Annotated in this window: 21 protein-coding genes; 9 read left to right on the top strand and 12 right to left on the bottom strand. The window is 63.6% G+C overall.

Translation table 11 applies throughout. The features are described 5' to 3' along the window. Positions 1-41: 41 nt before the first annotated feature. Positions 42-740 (bottom strand): PAS domain-containing protein, encoded by a 699-nt coding sequence (locus Q1V43_RS12950; protein ID WP_300518671.1) that lies wholly within the window; start codon positions 738-740, stop codon positions 42-44. Positions 741-929: 189 nt separating this feature from the next. On the opposite strand from Q1V43_RS12950, the gene Q1V43_RS12945 reads away from it, so the two are divergent. The 3 genes from Q1V43_RS12945 to Q1V43_RS12935 are packed head-to-tail and all read left to right on the top strand — an operon-like array spanning position 930 to position 3,010. Beyond that, the gene (locus Q1V43_RS12945) at positions 930-1,820 is read left to right on the top strand and encodes a YicC/YloC family endoribonuclease (RefSeq protein ID WP_300518669.1); all 891 of its coding nucleotides are present in this window, start codon (positions 930-932) and stop codon (positions 1,818-1,820) included. A gap of 27 nt (positions 1,821-1,847) precedes the next feature. After that, positions 1,848-2,492 carry a guanylate kinase gene (gene gmk / locus Q1V43_RS12940; protein WP_300518713.1) on the top strand — a complete coding sequence of 215 codons (645 nt, stop codon included), beginning with the start codon at positions 1,848-1,850 and terminating at the stop codon, positions 2,490-2,492. After that, on the top strand, positions 2,489-3,010 hold the full coding sequence (locus Q1V43_RS12935) for a gamma carbonic anhydrase family protein (protein ID WP_300518667.1): 522 nt from the start codon (positions 2,489-2,491) through the stop codon (positions 3,008-3,010). Before gmk ends, Q1V43_RS12935 begins: the two co-directional genes overlap by 4 nt. A gap of 312 nt (positions 3,011-3,322) precedes the next feature. On the opposite strand, the gene Q1V43_RS12930 is transcribed toward Q1V43_RS12935, so the two are convergent. Continuing rightward, positions 3,323-3,868: a peroxiredoxin gene (locus Q1V43_RS12930; RefSeq protein WP_300518664.1), complete on the bottom strand. Its 546-nt coding sequence runs from the start codon at positions 3,866-3,868 to the stop codon at positions 3,323-3,325. Between the two features lie 248 nt (positions 3,869-4,116). On the opposite strand from Q1V43_RS12930, the gene lipA reads away from it, so the two are divergent. Continuing rightward, positions 4,117-5,067, top strand: a complete 951-nt coding sequence (lipA, locus tag Q1V43_RS12925; RefSeq protein ID WP_300518661.1) for a lipoyl synthase — start codon at positions 4,117-4,119, stop codon at positions 5,065-5,067. A gap of 19 nt (positions 5,068-5,086) precedes the next feature. On the opposite strand, the gene Q1V43_RS12920 is transcribed toward lipA, so the two are convergent. Together Q1V43_RS12920 and hpt are read right to left on the bottom strand one after the other, a co-directional pair. Continuing rightward, positions 5,087-5,269, bottom strand: coding sequence for a hypothetical protein (locus Q1V43_RS12920; RefSeq protein ID WP_300518657.1), 183 nt, complete (start codon positions 5,267-5,269; stop codon positions 5,087-5,089). Positions 5,270-5,272: 3 nt separating this feature from the next. Beyond that, entirely contained in the window at positions 5,273-5,818 is a 546-nt protein-coding gene (gene hpt / locus Q1V43_RS12915) for a hypoxanthine phosphoribosyltransferase (protein WP_300518654.1), read from the bottom strand. 73 nt (positions 5,819-5,891) lie between these two features. Between hpt and Q1V43_RS12910 the strand changes: the two genes are divergently transcribed. Continuing rightward, positions 5,892-6,335, top strand: a complete 444-nt coding sequence (locus Q1V43_RS12910) for a type II toxin-antitoxin system RatA family toxin (protein ID WP_300518651.1) — start codon at positions 5,892-5,894, stop codon at positions 6,333-6,335. A gap of 30 nt (positions 6,336-6,365) precedes the next feature. On the opposite strand, the gene Q1V43_RS12905 is transcribed toward Q1V43_RS12910, so the two are convergent. Genes Q1V43_RS12905 through Q1V43_RS12895 form a run of 3 tightly spaced genes read right to left on the bottom strand, consistent with a single transcriptional unit; the run spans position 6,366 to position 9,008 of the window. Continuing rightward, positions 6,366-7,319: a site-specific tyrosine recombinase XerD gene (locus Q1V43_RS12905; protein WP_300518648.1), complete on the bottom strand. Its 954-nt coding sequence runs from the start codon at positions 7,317-7,319 to the stop codon at positions 6,366-6,368. Continuing rightward, the gene (locus Q1V43_RS12900; RefSeq protein ID WP_300518644.1) at positions 7,316-8,881 is read right to left on the bottom strand and encodes a hypothetical protein; all 1,566 of its coding nucleotides are present in this window, start codon (positions 8,879-8,881) and stop codon (positions 7,316-7,318) included. The genes Q1V43_RS12905 and Q1V43_RS12900 overlap by 4 nt, the downstream gene beginning before the upstream one ends. After that, positions 8,871-9,008: a hypothetical protein gene (locus Q1V43_RS12895; protein WP_300518641.1), complete on the bottom strand. Its 138-nt coding sequence runs from the start codon at positions 9,006-9,008 to the stop codon at positions 8,871-8,873. The genes Q1V43_RS12900 and Q1V43_RS12895 overlap by 11 nt, the downstream gene beginning before the upstream one ends. An 85-nt stretch (positions 9,009-9,093) precedes the next feature. Between Q1V43_RS12895 and Q1V43_RS12890 the strand changes: the two genes are divergently transcribed. Then, positions 9,094-9,666 carry a shikimate kinase gene (locus Q1V43_RS12890; protein ID WP_300518638.1) on the top strand — a complete coding sequence of 191 codons (573 nt, stop codon included), beginning with the start codon at positions 9,094-9,096 and terminating at the stop codon, positions 9,664-9,666. A gap of 3 nt (positions 9,667-9,669) precedes the next feature. Beyond that, a complete protein-coding gene (gene aroB / locus Q1V43_RS12885; RefSeq protein ID WP_300518635.1) occupies positions 9,670-10,779 on the top strand; it encodes a 3-dehydroquinate synthase in 1,110 nt (369 codons plus the stop codon). On the opposite strand, the gene Q1V43_RS12880 is transcribed toward aroB, so the two are convergent. Continuing rightward, positions 10,776-11,846, bottom strand: coding sequence for a site-2 protease family protein (locus Q1V43_RS12880; RefSeq protein ID WP_300518632.1), 1,071 nt, complete (start codon positions 11,844-11,846; stop codon positions 10,776-10,778). The genes aroB and Q1V43_RS12880 overlap by 4 nt on opposite strands. Positions 11,847-11,873: 27 nt before the next feature. Further along, a complete protein-coding gene (gene ssb / locus Q1V43_RS12875; RefSeq protein WP_300518629.1) occupies positions 11,874-12,395 on the bottom strand; it encodes a single-stranded DNA-binding protein in 522 nt (173 codons plus the stop codon). A 151-nt stretch (positions 12,396-12,546) separates the two neighbouring features. Between ssb and Q1V43_RS12870 the strand changes: the two genes are divergently transcribed. After that, positions 12,547-13,134: a lytic transglycosylase domain-containing protein gene (locus Q1V43_RS12870; RefSeq protein WP_300518626.1), complete on the top strand. Its 588-nt coding sequence runs from the start codon at positions 12,547-12,549 to the stop codon at positions 13,132-13,134. A gap of 202 nt (positions 13,135-13,336) precedes the next feature. On the opposite strand, the gene Q1V43_RS12865 is transcribed toward Q1V43_RS12870, so the two are convergent. After that, positions 13,337-13,879, bottom strand: a complete 543-nt coding sequence (locus Q1V43_RS12865; protein WP_300518623.1) for a VOC family protein — start codon at positions 13,877-13,879, stop codon at positions 13,337-13,339. A 168-nt stretch (positions 13,880-14,047) separates the two neighbouring features. Here Q1V43_RS12865 and Q1V43_RS12860 point away from each other — a divergent pair, with 168 nt between their 5' ends. Then, entirely contained in the window at positions 14,048-14,278 is a 231-nt protein-coding gene (locus Q1V43_RS12860; protein WP_300518621.1) for a hypothetical protein, read from the top strand. Between the two features lie 68 nt (positions 14,279-14,346). Here the strand turns inward: Q1V43_RS12860 and Q1V43_RS12855 are convergent, their stop codons facing one another. Further along, positions 14,347-16,434: an ABC transporter ATP-binding protein gene (locus Q1V43_RS12855; protein WP_300518618.1), complete on the bottom strand. Its 2,088-nt coding sequence runs from the start codon at positions 16,432-16,434 to the stop codon at positions 14,347-14,349. 10 nt (positions 16,435-16,444) lie between these two features. After that, a complete protein-coding gene (locus Q1V43_RS12850; RefSeq protein WP_300518615.1) occupies positions 16,445-17,887 on the bottom strand; it encodes an ABC transporter permease in 1,443 nt (480 codons plus the stop codon). Positions 17,888-17,891: the final 4 nt, after the last annotated feature.

Below are 17,891 nucleotides of genomic sequence, written 5' to 3'. Positions count from 1 at the left end.
CTCGCGGATCCGGCATACCCGGCAGATCGACATGCGGCGGGTCAGTCGTTGTCGGCCACCAGCCACAGGTGCAATCCGCGCCGGGGTGTGGCTTTGCCCTTCGGGGCAACCGGTGCAGGGTCGAAGCCACGGGCGTGTTCGGCCAGGCCGGGTATCCTGCGTTCGGCCGCCTCGCGCGGGGTCAGGGGCGGGTCCTCCACCAAACTGTCGATCACGCTCTCGCGCACCGTGAACCGGCGCGGGGCGCGGCCGATCCTGCCATTGGCCTGCAGTGCGCCGAGGATACGGTTGGGCTGGCCATCCGCGCCCTTGAGCGGCGCAAGGTACAGCTGAGCCTCCAGCGCCGGACGGGTCAGCCCCCGGTCGCCCGACAACGACAGGCGCGCGGTCGAAGGGCGTTCGAACACCAGCTCCAGTGTGCGCTGGATCTGGCGGCGGGCCTCGGGCAGGAACAGGGCGGTGATCGGCATGCCCCGTACTTCCATCCCCAGAAGGTCGTTCAGATGCATGCCGGAAAGACGGATGCGCGCCATGCCGGGCGCGATTTTCTCCAGCACGAAAGTATACTCCAGAATATCCGAGATGCCGCGCGGATCGACATCGGACCGGCTCGGCATCAGGCGGCCATTTCGCAACCCCTGCCAATAGGCCTCGACCTGCGAGATTGCCGGAAAACGATGCTGCGTGCGGGCCGGTGCTATGGAAATCACGTTCGACCCCTTTAGATATTCGATCCTCATGTCCGACCCCTTGCGGCTCCCGGCGGCTGTTGTTTCGCCGTTTACCGTCTGCTAACCCTTCTCGCGGTATTCGTTACCAATGTCTTAACTTGGCATGAAACCACGGCGACGTGGTGCAAAAACTAAACAAATGGTTAACCCCGCAGGGCGCCCGCTCCAGGCCGGTTCCCCGTGGGCCAGGGGGATGGAATGGTCTATTCGATGACAGGTTTCGCGGCGCTCAAGGGGGCGTACGGTGACTATGCCTGGAGTTGGGACATCCGCGCGGTAAATGCCAAGGGGCTGGATATCCGCCTGCGCGTGCCGGACTGGATCGAGGGGCTGGAGGGGGCCCTGCGCAAATCCGTCGGCGCGGCAGCGGCGAGGGGCAATGTATCGGTCTCTCTGCGTATCGCGCGGGCCACCGGGGACGGGGTGTTGGCATTGAACGGCACGGTATTGGACAGGACGCTGACCCTGCTGGCCGAAATCTCCCATGCCGCCGAGGCAAAGGGGCTGGCGCTGGCGCCGATGACCGCTGCCGACCTTGCCGGCATGCGCGGTGTTCTGGATGCGGCCGCCGGCGAGGAGGACACCGGGCCGCTTCTGAAAGCCCTGACCGCACAGCTGCCGGAGCTCTTGGCCTCGTTCAACGAAATGCGCGCACGCGAAGGGGCCGCTCTGGCCGGGGTTCTGGCCGCACAGGTGGACCGGATCGAGGTTCTGACGGCTGAGGCTGCCACCCTGATGGAAGCGCGCAGCGCGGCCCAGGCCGAGACCCTGCGCGCGTCGCTGGCCCGGGTGATGGAAAACACCGACGGGGCGGACAAGGATCGCGTGGCCCAGGAACTGGCCCTGATCGCGGTGAAAACCGATGTGCGCGAGGAGCTCGACCGTCTGGTCGCCCATGTCGCCGCCGCCCGCGCGTTGCTGTCCGGCGATGCGCCGCGTGGCCGCAAGCTCGATTTCCTGATGCAGGAGTTCAACCGCGAGGCCAACACCCTGTGTTCCAAGGCGCAATTCGCCGAACTGACCCGCATCGGTCTTGACCTCAAGGCGGTGATCGACCAGATGCGCGAGCAAGTGCAAAACGTGGAGTAAGCCCGCATGACCGACCAGAGCAACCCGATGGATCAGCGCCGCGGCCTCCTGATCATCCTCTCCTCGCCCTCCGGCGCGGGGAAATCCACCCTGGCCAAGCGGCTGATGGACTGGGATCCGACGCTGAGCTTCTCGGTCTCGGCCACCACGCGCGCACCGCGTCAGGGCGAAGTGGACGGCAAGGATTACCACTTTGTTTCCGAGGCGAAGTTCAAGGAAATGGTCGCCCATGGCGAGATGCTGGAACATGCCCATGTCTTCGGCAATTTCTATGGTTCGCCCGCCGGGCCGGTGCGTGAGGCAATCGAGGGCGGGCGTGACGTGCTCTTTGACGTGGACTGGCAGGGCGAGGTGCAGATCCGCAACTCGGCCATGGCATCGCTTTCGCTGTCGATCTTCATCCTGCCGCCCTCGATCGAGGAATTGCGCGCGCGGCTTGTCGGCAGGGGCCAGGACAGTGACGAGGTGATCCAGCGCCGCATGCACAAAAGCTGGGACGAAATCAGCCACTGGGGCAGCTATGATTACGTGCTGGTCAATGACGATCTGGACAAGACCGCCCAAAGGCTGATTACCATTGTCGAGGCCACGCGCCAGCGCCGCAACCAGCAGCCGGGGCTCTTGACCCATGTGCGCAAATTGCAGGCGGAATTCGAGGAAGGGGATCAATGATTTATGAACTCGACGGCATTGCGCCACGGATCGACAAGACCGCCTGGGTCGCCCCGGACGCGAACCTGATCGGCAATGTGACACTGGGTGCCGGGGCGAGCGTCTGGTTCGGCTGCACCATACGCGGCGACAACGAACCGATCGTGATCGGCGAGGGTACGAATGTGCAGGAGAACTGTGTCTTTCACACCGACCCGGGCTGCCCGCTGACGCTCGGCACCAACGTGACGGTGGGCCACAAGGTGCTGCTGCACGGCTGCACCGTGGGCGAAGGCAGCCTGATCGGCATGAACGCCACCGTGATGAACGGAGCGAAAATCGGTCGCAACTGCCTGATCGGGGCCGGCGCCCTGGTGACGGAGGGGAAGGAGATCCCCGACGGCGCGATGGTGCTGGGCGCTCCGGGCAAGGTGGTGCGGCAGCTGGACGAGGCAGCGATTGCCGGGCTGTATCGTTCGGCCGAACATTACCAGGCCAATGCCCGGCGTTTTGCCAGGGGGCTGACCCCCCTCGGCTGATGTTCCGCCGGGAGTTAATGAACGGAACCAATCGCACCGCGCAGCGGGGCGGCGTCTGCGTTGACCCGGCAGGCGAATTCGCCAGCGAATTCCGCCGAGAGGGGCCCTCCCCGCAGGATGGCGCTTCTGCAACGTTTCAACCCGAACTGCCGTTTGGGATGGGCAGGTGCCCTGCTTCGCATCGATGTTCCCAAGCGCCCACCCAAGGTCGGGCGCCGCCCCGCCGCTACCGGGCAATTCAACAGGAAAGGGCCGCCCCAACCGGGACGGCCCTTCATGTTCGCGCGTTTCTCACTTGGAAGGAGTGGTGGCTTACGCCACGGCTTCCTTCTGTTCCTTCAGCCAGGCCAGAACCGTTTCCGGGGCGCTTTCGCCATAGGGGTCCGAGCCGAAGTTGTCGTCACGGCCGGGCTCTTCGAACCAGGCTTCGACCACACCGTCCTTGATGACGGCGGCATAGCGCCAGGAGCGGGCACCGAAGCCCAGGTTGTCCTTGGCGACCAGCATGCCGATCTTGCGGGTGAACTCGCCGGAGCCATCCGGGATCACCTTCACGTTTTCCAGGTCCTGCGCCTGGGCCCACTTGTTCATCACGAAGCTGTCGTTCACCGACATGCAGTAGATTTCGTCGATGCCTTCGGCGGTGAAATCGGCATGACCGTTCTCATAGCCGGGCAGCTGGTAGGTCGAACAGGTCGGGGTAAAGGCGCCGGGCAGGGAAAACAGCACAACGCGCTTGCCGGCGAAATAGTCGGCGGTGGTCACGTCCTGCCAGCGGAACGGGTTCGGGCCCTCGATGCTGTCATCGCGGACACGGGTCTTGAAGGTTACGTCGGGGACGCGCACGCCTGCATGCATGTTGTGCTTCCTTTTCAAAAGGTTGGATTGTCGTGTCAGTCACCTTGCGCGGGAATCGCGCTGGGGTCGGGATGTTGTTTAGAACAGTTCCAAACACAGATCAACGCCTGTAGCGCGGCAAAATGTCCCGGTATGACGACTGGCGCGAAGAGCTCCGAGTCCAGACGCATATCGCCTTTGCACGAAATGCAGGTTACAAAAAGGGTCAACATCGCTTATCTGACGCCAAGGCAACCGAAGGCTACCCCATGCGTGATCTGAAACTTCCCGACCAGCGCCATCCCGAAAAGGCGCATCGTCCCGACAATGCCCAGCCGAAAAAACCGAGCTGGATTCGCGTGCGGGCGCCGGGTGGGAAGGCCTATGCCGAGACACACAAGATCATGCGCGAACACAAGCTGGCCACGGTCTGCGAAGAAGCCGCCTGTCCGAACGCCGGTGAATGCTGGAGCGCCGGTCACGCCACCATGATGATCATGGGCGAGATCTGTACCCGCGGCTGCACCTTCTGCAACGTCGCCACCGGCAAGCCCGATGCGCTGGACACGTTCGAGCCGGGCCGGGTCGCCGATGCGGTGGCCAAGCTGAAGCTGAACCACGTGGTGATCACCTCGGTCGACCGGGATGATGTCGACGACGGCGGGGCCGAGCATTTCGCACAGACCATTCGCGCGATCCGCCACCGTTCGCCTTCGACGACCATCGAGATCCTGACGCCGGACTTCCTGAAATGCGGCCCCGAGGCGCTGGAAGTCGTGGTTGCCGCGAAACCGGACGTGTTCAACCACAACCTGGAGACCGTCCCGGGCCTCTATCCGACCGTGCGCCCGGGCGCACGCTATTTCCACTCGCTGCGCCTGCTTCAGCGGGTGAAGGAGCTGGACCCGTCGATGTTCACCAAGTCGGGCATCATGGTCGGGCTCGGCGAGGACGCCCAGGGCGTGCGCCAGGTCATGGATGACATGCGCGCTGCGGACATCGATTTCCTGACCATCGGCCAATATCTGCAGCCGACGCCGAAACACCACGCGGTGCACCGCTTTGTCACCCCTGACGAATTCAAGGATTACGAGAAGGCGGCCTATGGCAAGGGGTTCGGCATGGTCTCGGCCACGCCACTGACGCGCAGCTCGTATCACGCGGGCAATGATTTCGAGAAACTGCGCGCGGCACGGATGGAGAAGCTCGGTCAGAGCTGATCCTGCCCCGGCGCAGGCGTCAGCCCGGCAGCTTGCCGGGCCGGATGCGTTCAGGCACCAGCCAGTCGGGAAAGTCGACCAGCCATTCCACCGCGAAGATCACAAGGCAGATCACGATCACCCCGATCACCAGCTTGACCCGTTTCTCGCCGGGCGGGTTGCGGGCCCATTTGGCCATGCGCAGGAGGTGGCGGGGGTTCATCACCTATCCTTCATCGGTGAATCGCACCTTGCCGATATGATCGAGGTTGCGATTGCGTTGGGCGAAATCGATGCCGTAACCCACGACAAACTCGTCCGGGATCTCGAACCCGGTCCAATCGGCGCGAATGTCGACCTCGCGCCGCGATGGCTTGTCCAAAAGCGCAATGGTCTTGAGCCGCGCCGGCCCCTTGGCGGCGAGCAGTTTGACCACCTGCGTCAGCGTATGGCCGGTGTCGACGATATCTTCGACCACCAGAACGTCGCGGTTATGAATTTCCCCGCGCAAATCCTTGAGAATACGGACTTCCCGGCTGCTTTCCGTGGAATTTCCATAGGATGAGGCTTCAAGGAAATCGACTTCCACCGGAAGGTCCAACTCGCGCACCAGGTCGGCAATGAACACGAAAGATCCGCGCAGCAGCCCGACCACGACGAGCTTGTCGGTCCCTTCGAATTCATCGTGAATCTCCTGGGCCAGGGCCTCGACTCGGGCGGCAATCGACTTGGCCGAGATGAGCTGATCGATGACATATGGACGCGTCGTCATGGGGAGCCTCTTGATTTTCCGGCTCGATCCTTACACATGTCGGCCCGGAAAGCCGACCGGAAAGTGAGCCAAGATGCCGACACATGGGGAAACGCGGATCCTGCCCTATACGCCCGAGCAGATGTACGACCTGGTGGCGGATGTCCGGCGCTACCCGGAATTCCTGCCCTGGAATTCGGCCGCACGGGTGCGCTCGCAAAAGGAATTGCCGGACGGGTCGATCGCGCTGGAAGCCGACATGGTAATCAGCTTCAAGGTGTTCCGGGAGCGTTTCGGCAGCCGCGCCGTGCTGGTACCGAAGAAACGGCTGGACATGGAATATCTGGACGGTCCGTTCAAATACATGAAGTCCCATTGGGAGTTCCGCGCCCATCCCGAGGGCTGTGAGATCGAGTTCTTCGTCGATTTCGAGTTCAGAAACGCGGTTCTGCAGAAGTTGATCGGGGTTGTCTTTTACGAGGCGATGAACCGGATCGTGAAGGCCTTCGAAGCGCGGGCGAAAGAGCTTTACGGCTGAAAGCGTAGCCGATGATTTCGAAACCTCCGGTTAGTCCTTCGAGGCCAGCGGGTGATGTTCCAGCACCAGTTCCTTCAGGCGTTCATCCATCACATGGGTATAGATCTCGGTGGTCGAGATATCGGCGTGACCCAAAAGCGTCTGGATTGCGCGCAGGTCGGCGCCATTGGCCAGAAGGTGCGTGGCGAAGGCGTGGCGCAACCGGTGGGGGGTAACATCGCCCGGGGATACCCCGGCCGAAACCGCGATTTCCTTGATCAGCGCATAGAACCGGTGCCGGGTCAGATGGCCTTGGCCCGAACCGGTGGGAAAAAGAAAGCGTGAGGGCGGTTTGCCCTTGGCCCTGGCCGCATCCTCGGCCTCATCGCGCAGTTTGAGCCAACCAGCCAATGTCGCGCGGGCCGGGGGAGACAGCGGCACCATGCGTTCCTTGCCGCCCTTGCCCCGCACCAGCAGCATGCGCGGATCGCCCCGGGCAGCCGAGACGGGCAGGGAGACAAGCTCGCTGACCCGCATCCCGGTGGCGTAAAGCAGTTCCATCAGGCAACTGTTGCGCAGGCGGTCCTCCTCCCGGCGTCCCTGGGTGCGGGCGGCGGTCAGGAGTGCCTCGACCTGTTCGACGCTCAGCGTCCTGGGCAGGGTCTTGGCCCGGCCGGGGCCCTTGATCTTGAGACTCGGGTTGGACTCGCGCCAGCCTTCTTCGTGGGCGAAGCGAAACAGCTGCTTGATGGCCGAAAGTCGCCGCGCCCGGGTGGACGCGGCCAATCCTTCGGCCTCGCAGTCGATCAGGAAACCCTCGATCCGGTCGCGCGACACGGTGTCGAACCCATCGGTCCCCAGGAAATCGGCAAAGGCCTTCAGGTCGCGCCCATAGGCCAGAAGCGTGTTCTGCGAGGCGTCCAGCTCCGCCGCCTGTGCCTCGAGAAAGGTCGAGATCCAGCGCGCCTGGTCCTGGGTGAGCCCGATTGTCGAAGGTTCAGTCATCCGTGCCGTTCCAGTACCAGATATTCGATCGCGGCCCGACGCGCGGTGGCCTCCAGCCCGACATGACGCAGCAGAGCCAGAGCATCCGAGACCTCGTCCAGGTCGCCCCGGCTGCCGGAGGTAAACAGTGCCAGGGCCCTCAGGATGGCTTCGCCCAACCGGTCGGCTTCCACCAGCGGGGCCAGGCGCACCGGCACCGTTTCGGCGCGGAACCCGTCAATGACCGCCTGGGCCTCGGGCGTGGGGGCGGAAAGCCCCTCGACCGTGCCCTGTGCCAGACCCGTCAGGAGGCGGTCCATCGGCGAAGTCGGCGTGGCGCCCCCGGCGATTTCCTCGGCCTCCCTGGACAGAAGCCCCATGCGCAGGGCCAGCGCGCCGGCCTCCTCCTTCAGCCCCATCCCGGCCAGGGTCTTGCCGTGTATCTGCGAGAAGGGCACTTCCAGTTCGGCCTCCCGCAGCGCGGCCCAGGCCGCCGGCAACACTTCGGCCACACGGTCGGCATTGCGCGCCGCGATGGCCGCATCCAACGCCTGCAAGGCAGAGATCCGGTCCCAGACCCCGCCCGAGGCGGCCGGGCGGCGTTCGGAATAGAGACCCCAGATCTGGTTGCCACCGACCGCCCCGGTGCGCGCCAGGCGTTCGCCAGCCTCTGCACGGGCCTTCCAGCCGATATTGGCGCGCAGGTCGGATTGCGCGAAGGCGAGGGGCAGGGTGGCGGTCGGGATCGGCTCACCGATCGCTTCGAACATGCGGAAGGTCAGCGGCGTCGGGCGCGCAGGGCGGGTGAGAGGTGGTTCGCCTTCAAACAGGAGCGGGTCGAGGAACCGGGCCAGGAGCGCGTCGTCCTGCGCGCTGATGAACCCGAGCGCCCGGCCCGTCTCCAGGGTCAGCACCGCCGCGTTCCAATCGCCACCCCGGGCCAGACAGAAGATGCGCGCGGGGAAAGTCGGCGACAGTTCCGGCGTGGCGCGCAGAACTTCGCAAAGCTCATTTTCCGTCCCCAGCAGAAGCGCGGTGTCGAACCAGCGGCGGAATATTTCGGGGTTGGAGGCCCCCGTGCGCGATAGGAGCGCCTCGGCCTGATCCAGCGCGCCCAATGACAACAGCCGGTCGACCCGTGCCAGAAACACCGTGTCCGATCCCGGGTCGGAGCCCGCAGGGGCGTCCAGCTCGGCTAGCAGCAGCGTGTAGAGCAGCGCCTGGATCGCGGGTAGCATGTCGGGCTGGCTCTGACGGAAGCGCATGGCAAGGTCGTCAGGGCGCGAGGCGCCCCAGAGGCCGCGTGGCAGGCCCGTGACCGAAACCGGTAGCAAACCCACCGCATCCGGCATGGGCAGGCCAAGGGGCTGCACGGTCACATCTTCGACCGTGGCGCCGCTGGTGACGTCGGGCTCGGCGGGTCGGGAGGGCGCGCGCGGGGTGGCCAGGCTGTCGGACAGCCAGTCGATAGCGGACATCGGCACGTCCCCGGCTGCGGCTTCCGCCACCGGATCATCCTCTGCCAGCGCGGGCCATCCGGCCAGACTCAGCGCGGCAAGAAGGGCCAGTGTGCTACTTCGCATCCAGCGTCACCGTCACGCTCTTCGGGGAGACACGCGGCGACAGATCGCCCAGAAAGGCATAGCCCGAGAGCCCAATGCCCCCAAGGATTACCAGCAATCCAACGAATTTCAGAAGTCGCCCCAGCATTTTTTATGTTTCCTTGTCCCGCTCTGCTCTGTCTGCTTTTTATATATGGCCTTTTTGACAATATCACGCCATTCAGGGGAGAAATGTGAAAAATGGGCGAGGCGCCGCCAAAGTGGCTTTTCGGGTGAAGAAATCTATCGTCATGGTGGGCATGATGGGCGCGGGGAAAACCGCAGTAGGGCAGGCGTTGGCCCGCCGGTTGGGCGTTGATTTCCTGGACAGTGACGAAGAGATCGTGAAAGCGGCGAACATGTCGATTGCCGAGATTTTCGCGCGGGACGGGGAAACGTTCTTCCGGGACCGGGAAAGCGAAGTAATCGGGCGCCTGCTGGAGACTGAACGCGCCGTGCTGTCGACCGGTGGCGGCGCCTTTCTGGCCGAACGCAACCGCGCCATGATCAGCGACAGGGGTGTGTCGGTCTGGCTGCGCGCCGATCTTGAGCTTCTGTGGAACCGGGTCAAACACAAGGACACGCGGCCGCTCCTGCGCACCGCTGATCCAAGGGCGACCCTGACCGAGATCTACAATGCCCGGGTGCCGGTCTATGCGCTGGCGGACCTCGCCGTGGACGCGCGGCGTGACTATTCCATCGAAGACATGTGCGCGGCGGTAATCGACGCGCTCAAGACCAGGCCAGACGTGCTGGAAGAGGTATAAGTCATGGAAACCGTTCATGTTCCCCTGGAGGGGCGCGCATATGATGTGCGCATTGGCACCGGGCTGATCGACCGTGCCGGGGCGGAGATCGCGCCGCTTCTGAACCGTCCCCGCGTGGCGGTGATCACCGACGAGACCGTGGCGGGGCTGCACCTTGATACGCTGCGTGCCGGGCTGGCCGCCGAGGGGGTCGAGATGGTCTCGCTGTCGCTGCCGGCCGGCGAGGCGACCAAAAGCTGGCCTCAGTTCACCCGCGCGGTCGAATGGCTGCTGGAACAGAAGGTCGAACGCAAGGATGTGGTCGTGGCCTTTGGTGGCGGCGTGATCGGTGATCTGGTCGGCTTTGCCGCCGCCGTGCTGCGCCGAGGGGTGCGGTTCGTGCAGATCCCGACCTCATTGCTGGCCCAGGTGGACAGTTCCGTGGGGGGCAAGACGGGGATCAACTCTCCTGCCGGCAAGAACCTGGTCGGCGCGTTCCATCAGCCTTCGCTGGTTCTGGCCGATATTGGCGTGCTGGGAACCCTGACCCCGCGCGATTTTCTGGCCGGTTACGGCGAGGTGGTGAAATACGGCGGGCTGGGCGATGCGACGTTTTTCGAGTGGCTCGAACGGAACGGCCCCGCCCTGGCCGCCGGTGACGTGGCCCTGCGGACCGAAGCCGTGCGCCATTCGGTGCAGATGAAAGCGGATATCGTCGTGCGCGACGAGACCGAACAGGGCGACCGCGCGCTTCTGAACCTGGGTCACACGTTCGGCCACGCGCTGGAGGCCGCCACCGGCTACTCCGACCGTCTGCTGCACGGGGAAGGCGTTGCCATCGGCTGCGCCCTGGCGTTCGAGACCTCGGCGCGGCTGGGTCTGATGAGCCAGGAAAGCCCCTCGCGTTTCCGCGAACACCTGGCTGCCATGGGCATGATGAAGGACATGGCCGACATTCCGGGCGACCTGCCCGATGCGGACGGGTTGATCGAGCTGATGGGCCAGGACAAGAAGGTTCTGGACGGCAAGCTGCGCTTCATCCTGGCGCGCGCCATCGGGGAGGCCTTCGTGGCAAGCGACGTGGATATGTCGGTGGTGCGTGGCATCCTGCAGGAGGCTTTGGCGGAACGCTAACGGCGCGCGTTGGCGATCACCATCAGTTCTCCCACGTTCTCGCGGGTGATATAGCCCAGAAGGTGGCCTTCGCGGTCCAGAACGGCCACCGCCGGGTTCGTGCCCAGCCGCTCCAGCACGGTTTCAAGCCCGTCGGTCAGGGCCACCGCCGGCACGGTTTGCATCACGTCGCCCACGCGGGTCTTGACCTGGTCCGCGGCCATGGCGTGAAACAGCGCTTCGCGGGTCAGGAACCCGGCCAGGTGGCCGTCGGCATCCAGTACGGGAAACTCGTGCTGGGTGGTGCGGATCAGCGTGGTGGCGGCAAGGCCGATGGCATCCTCGGGGCGCAGCGCCTCGTATTCGGTAATCATCGCATCGCGTGCCAGCAGCTTGCGCGCCACGTCGCGCATGGCGACATCGGCGCTTTCCCCCCCCGCGGCGATGAAGATGAAACCCGCTATCAGCACCAGAATCAAGTTACCGGACATAAGCCCGGTCAGCGCCATCAGAAAGGCCACGACCTGACCAGCGCCCGCGGCAATGCGGGTGGCAGTGACCCGATCGGTGAACAGCGCCACGACGGCGCGCAGCACCCGACCTCCATCCATCGGGAAAGCCGGGATCATGTTGAAGATGGCCAGCACCAGGTTCAGAGTTGCCAGTTGCGAGGGCAGGGTCGATGGGGCGACGGAGAGGCCGGTCAGTTGATCGGTCTCGGTCGGCGCGCCGAAAAGCAGCGTCAGCACCGCCCAGATCACCACATTCACCGCAGGGCCAGCCAGGGCCACCAGAATCTCCTGGCCCGGCTTCTCGGGCATTTTCTCCAGCCGCGCCAGCCCGCCAATCGGCAGAAGCGTGACATCCGGTGTGCGGATGCCGAACCGTCGCGCCATCAGCGCGTGGCCGAACTCATGGGCGACCACGCAGGCGAACAGCAGAAGGATGAAGATCGTGGTCCAGAGCGCCGCCCGGGGCCCGCTCTCGGCCCAGGCCGAAGCGGCGATGAAGGCCAGCAGCAGAAAGAAGGTCACATGGACGCGCAGCTGCGAGCCAAAGAGGCGCCCGATCGGAAAGGACCATGACATCGCGCGCCTCCTGTCTGTTCGTGTTTCTTAGAACGGGATCTCGTCGTCGAACCCGCCGCCGCCACCTGCGGGCGCGGACCCTCCGCCGCCGCCACCGAAGCCGCCACCCTGGCCGCCGCCGAAGCCACCGCCCGAGCTGCCACCATAGCCGCCCTGGTCGCCGCCTCCGCCGTAGCCGCCGCCATCACCGCCGCCGGAGCGGCCGTCCAGCATGACCAGCGTGCCGCCGAATCCCTGCAACACGACCTCGGTCGAATATCGGTCCTGGCCGTTCTGGTCTTGCCATTTGCGGGTCTGCAGCTGGCCTTCGATATAGACTTTCGAGCCCTTGCGCAGGTATTGCTCGGCCACGCGCACCAGACCTTCCTGGAAAATCGCCACCGAATGCCATTCGGTCTTCTCGCGGCGCTCGCCGGTGTTGCGGTCCTTCCAGGTTTCCGAGGTGGCGATGCGCAGGTTGCAGACCTTGCCGCCGTTCTGGAACGACCGCACCTCGGGATCGCGGCCCAGGTTGCCGATGAGTATGACCTTGTTGACCGAACCCGCCATGGGGACCCTCCGAATCTGAAAAACGTTGCATAACGTTACAACAGGAACGGCCCGGGAATGGAATAGGCATGTGGCAAGCGACAAACCGCCGCCCCTCTTTTCGGACTGCCGGTTTGCCCCTATATTGCGCCGCAAGATCGAGGGGTTTGTGATGAAAACAATTCTGACCATGGTTCTCGGCACCGCCGTGATGGCGGCGCTGCCTGCCCAGGCAGGTGAACTCTTCGCGGCCTCCAACGGGCGGTCGACCTTCGAGGCCCAGACCCGGGTGCTGGATCGCCGGGCGGCCTCGCAATATGCCAATTCCGTGCGCCTGACCCCGCGCGCGATTTCGATGCCGGGGCAGGAGGGTATTCCGGCCTACGGCGGCAGCTATCGCGGTCAATACCTGCAGATGGCCCGCGATGCGGCGCACAGGCACAATGTCCCCGAGGATCTTTTCCTGCGTCTTGTGCAGCAGGAGAGCGGCTGGAAAGCCACGGCGCAAAGCAGGGCCGGTGCGCTGGGGCTGGCGCAGCTGATGCCGGAAACGGCACGCCGCCTGGGCGTCGATCCGCTGGACCCGCGCCAGAACCTGGACGGAGGGGCACGCTACCTCAAGCGGCAATATGACCGGTTCGGCTCCTGGCGCCTGGCGCTGGCGGCCTATAACGCGGGGCCCGAGGCGGTGGTGAAATACGATGGCATCCCGCCGTATCGTGAAACGCAGGGCTATGTAAAAGCCATTCTGGGAAGTTGAAAACAAGGCGCCAAGTGACTGTTGGCACTGGTGTTTTCCTGCTGTGGCCGGGGCGTTAACCCCGTGTTGATTTCCTGACAAATCCAAACAGGTAAACTAGCGAATTCAGGCGCTTACCTTAACAACTGAAATCCAGAATTCCAGAAATCCGGAATTCTGGTTTCAGATGTCGTGCAAAGTGGCCGGGACCGGCCCGGGCGGCTTACAGGCCGGACAGTTCCTTCTTGTGCAGCCAATCAGCGTGTTTCGGCGCGCGCTTGGTCTCGGACCATTCGTTCAGCATGTCCCACTTTACCGCATCCATGCGCTTGAGCATTTCTTCTTCCTCCGGGTCCGGGCAGGCCAGTTCGACACGGTGCCCGTTGGGGTCAAAGAAATAGATCGAATGGAAAATCGAGTGGTCGGTCACACCCAGAACTTCGACGCCGTTTTCTTCAAGATGTTCCTTGAATTCAATAAGTTCCGCCCGGTCCTTTACTTTGAACGCGATGTGCTGCACCCATTTCGGCGTGTTCGGGTCACGGCCCATTTCCGGCTTGGTCGGCAGTTCGAAGAAGGCCAGAACATTGCCGTTCCCAGCATCCATGAAGATGTGCATGTAGGGATCCGGTTCGTGGGTCGAGGGTACATGGTTTTCGGCGATGGCCAGAACAAAGTCCATGTTCAGCATCTTCTGGTACCATTCGACCGTCTCTTTCGCGTCCTTGCAGCGATAAGCGACGTGGTGGATCTGTTCGATTTTCATGTGGGTCTCCTCCTCGAGTCGGGAATTGATTAACATGTGATCGTTGTGAATGCAACGAAAAGCCGGGACGAATTTCGGCGATTTCACGCTGATACCCAAAGGCGGTCAGATTTCCGCCTTTTTGCTGATGCAGAACGAAAGTGGGGATGAGACAAGGACGCCGAAACCATGAGCCAGGACAAGTACGAAGCCAGGTTGAACCGCATCAACGCCAGCATGCAGCCCAAAGGGGCCAGCCAGGGCGGTGGATCGGGCTCGTGGAAGAATGGTCAGGGGGCGACGGGCACGGAACCCAAGCTAGACGATGCCATGCAGAAGAAGTTCACCGAGATCGAACCGACCGGCGCAAACAGCTGGGATACGATCAGGCAGCAGTTGGCGCGCCTTCTGGGGCGCTGAAACATACAGATTAGGCAAGGCGCCGGTGCCCGTTTCGAGGTCCGGCGCCTTTCCGGTTTTCTGAGGCCCTATTCAGCGGCGATCTTGATCACCGGGGTCATCGAGGCCAGCACCTCTTCAGACAGGTGGCACTTGATCTGATGCTTGTCTTCCAACGTGCGCACCGGCGGCACCTTCTGCTCACACAGGCCGCCCGCAACCTTGTCCTTCCAGCGGCAGCGCGTCTGGAACGGGCAGCCGGGGGGCGGGTTCATTGCCGAGGGGATGTCCCCCTCAAGCACGATGTGCTCCTTCTCGACCGAGGTGTCGGCGATCGGAACGGCGGACAGCAGCGCTTCGGTATAGGGGTGATAGGGCGGGGCAAAGACCTGGTCGGTCGTGCCCAGCTCGACCACATGACCCAGGTACATCACCATCACACGATCGGACAGGTAGCGCACGATACTGAGGTCGTGCGAGATGAACAGAAGCGTAGTCTTGTTCTCGCGCTGGATTTCCATCAACAGGTCCGTCACCGCCGCCTGAACCGACACGTCCAGCGCCGAGACCGGTTCATCCGCCACCACGATACGAGCGTCGCCGGCAAAGGCGCGGGCAATGCCCACACGCTGTTTCTGACCGCCCGACAACTGACGCGGCATGCGGTCGGCAAAGGCACGCGGCAGTTTCACGAGGTCCAGCAGTTTCAACATGCGCTGGCGCCGGTCGGCATCGCTTTCACCCACACCGAAGACCTCCAGCGCGCGGATGATCTGGCGCCCGACCGTCATGGACGGGTTCAGCGTGTCGAACGGGTTCTGGAACACCATCTGCACCGAGGAAATCGTCTCGGTCGAGCGATCCTGAATCGCCACGTCCTGGATTTCCTCGTCGCCCATCATGATCTTGCCGTCGGTCGCAGTCTCCAGCCCCATCAGCACCTTGGCAAAGGTGGACTTGCCGCAGCCCGACTCACCGACAATGGCCAGGGTTTCCGACTCTCGCGCTTCGAAACTGAGTGTCTCATTGGCTTTCACCACCCGTTTCTCACCGCCCCCGAAAAGCGCATTCGCCGCCACCTCGTAGTATTTCTTGAGGTGGTCCATCTTCAGAACGACTTCGCCGACCGCCGGTTTCTCGGCCTTGGCCGCTACCTCGGGCGGGGCGTCCCAGTCAATCTCGGTCATCCGCAGGCAGCGGCTGACGTGACGCTCGTTGCCTTCGACTTCGTCCATCGGGATGTAGCCCTGGTCGCAGCGCCCCTCCATGTAGTAGTTGCAGCGCGGGCCGAAGTTGCAACCGTCCGGGCGTTCGTGGGGCAGGGGGAAGTTTCCGGGAATGGCCACCAGCGGGCGCGCATTCTTGTCGGCGCCGGGCAGGGGGATCGACCTGAACAGCGCCTGTGTATACGGGTGGCGCATGTCGTCGAACACGTCCTCGATCGACCCGCGTTCGACCGCCTCGCCGGAATACATCACGCAGAGCCGGTCGCAGGTCTCCAGCACCAGCCCGAGGTTGTGCGAGATGAACAACATCGAGGTGCCGTATTTCTTGCCCAGGTCCTTGACCAGTTCGACCACCGCCGCCTCGACCGTCACGTCGAGCGCCGTTGTGGGCTCGTCGAGGATCAGCAGCGAGGGTTTGGTCATGAGGGCCAGCGCGATGACGATCCTTTGCTGCTGACCGCCCGAAAGCTGGTGCGGATAGCTGTCCAGCATGCGTTTCGGGTCGGGCAGTTTCACATCCGTGACCACCTCCAGCGCGCGGGCGTGGGCTTCTTCCTTGCTCACACCCTCGTGGATCATCGGCACTTCCATCAGCTGTTTGCCGATCTTCATCGCCGGGTTCAGCGAGGCCATCGGTTCCTGATAGATCATCGCGATCTCGTTGCCGCGAATGTCGCGCAATTCCTCCTGCGTCATCTCGGACATGTCGCGGCCCTTGAACTTGATCGAGCCGCCGACGATACGCCCGTTCACGCCCAGGTCCTGCATGACGCCCAGCGCCACGGTGGACTTGCCACAGCCGCTTTCGCCCACCAGACCAACCGCCTCGCCGGGTTGCACCGCAACCGAGAAATCCATGACCGCCGGAATTTCGCGCAGCCGGGTGAAGAAACTGATTGAGAGCTTGTCGATCTCCAGAACGGGGCCATCATAATCGGTGATTTTGGTCATGATCCGTTCCTCAGTCCTTCAGCGATTCTTCACGCAGGCCGTCGGCCAGCAGGTTCAGGCCCAGCACCAGGGACAGCAGCGCAAGGGCCGGGGCCAGCGCGGGGTGCGGGAAGATCGACAACAGCTTGCGCCCGTCGTTGATCGTGGTGCCCCAGTCGGGGCTTTCCGGGGGCAGGCCGAGGCCGAAGAAGCCCAGGGTCCCCAGAAGGATCGTGGTGTAGCCGATGCGCAGGCAGAAATCGACGATCAGCGGCCCACGTGCGTTGGGCAGGATCTCCCACAGCATGATGTACCAGGGGCCTTCGCCGCGGGTCTGGGCGGCGGCCACGTAGTCGCGCGTCTTGATGTCCATCGCAAGGCCGCGCACGATGCGGAACACCGTGGGCGAGTTGACGAAGACGACTGAGACGAAGACCACCAGGATGCCGCCGGGGATGTTGAAGAAATCCAGGCTCGAAGGCAGCAGGCGGATGACCGAGCTCTGGTCCGACACCAGCGTCAGGTAGAGCCAGCCACCGATGCCCAGCGCCAGCACCAGAAACAGCGTGTTCTTTTGCGGCTGGGTGTGGAAGCGCGAGTTGATCAACACGCCCAGGAAGATCAGCGGAAAGACGAACAGGACCACCGCCATGTAGTTGGGCAGCCCGCTTTCGCGGATTTCCGGCGTCACCAGCAGATAGAACAGCAGGATCACCGGAAAGGCCAGGATCAGGTTGGCCGAGAAGCTCAGCACCGTGTCCAGGCGCCCCCCGTAGTACCCGGCCGGCAGACCCAGGGTAATGCCGACCATGAAGGCGAAGATCGTCGCCAGCGGCGCAATCAGGATCACCGTGACCGAGCCCACGACCATGCGCGAGAACACGTCGCGCGCCAGGTTGTCGCCGCCGAACAGATACCATTGGAAGTCTTCCGCCTCGGCCCCGTTCATCGGCGTGCCGGGCAGCTTGTTTTTCATGCCCGAGGCCTGCTCCAGCGGGGCGTGGGTGTAGATCATGTCGAACACGCCGGCGAAGATCGCGGTAAAGACCCAGAACATGACCAGGCCGAAGCCCACCATGCCGATGGTCGAGTCGAAGAGCTTGCCATAGAGCCCCAGCCTGCGCCTGTAGCGCAGCGACAGGAAAAAGGTGATCGCCAGCGCGACCCACACAGGCACGAATTGGCGTGACACCGCGCCGATGATGCCACCTGACGTGCCCATCAGCATACCCAGCACCAGGAAGGCTGCGCAGATCAGCAACACAAGGTAGAAGCTCCACAGGGTCAGCCGCGCGCTCCAGCCGTGCAGGCCGGGGCCACCGGCCACGGTGCTGTCGTGATAGATGGTCGAGCCACGCTGCGGTACGAAACCCGCAAGGATCTGCAGCAGGGCCAGGATGAAGAACAGGATCGCGGCGGTTTGCAGCGGCAGGTTCAGAAAGGACAGATTTCCGGTCCAGGTAAGCGGTTCCATGATC

Source organism: Aliiroseovarius sp., assembly GCF_030148435.1.
In the GTDB taxonomy this organism is placed as follows: domain Bacteria; phylum Pseudomonadota; class Alphaproteobacteria; order Rhodobacterales; family Rhodobacteraceae; genus JASBTN01.
Note: the sequence above shows the minus strand (reverse complement) of the source record. Positions and strands in the feature narration are given on the sequence as shown.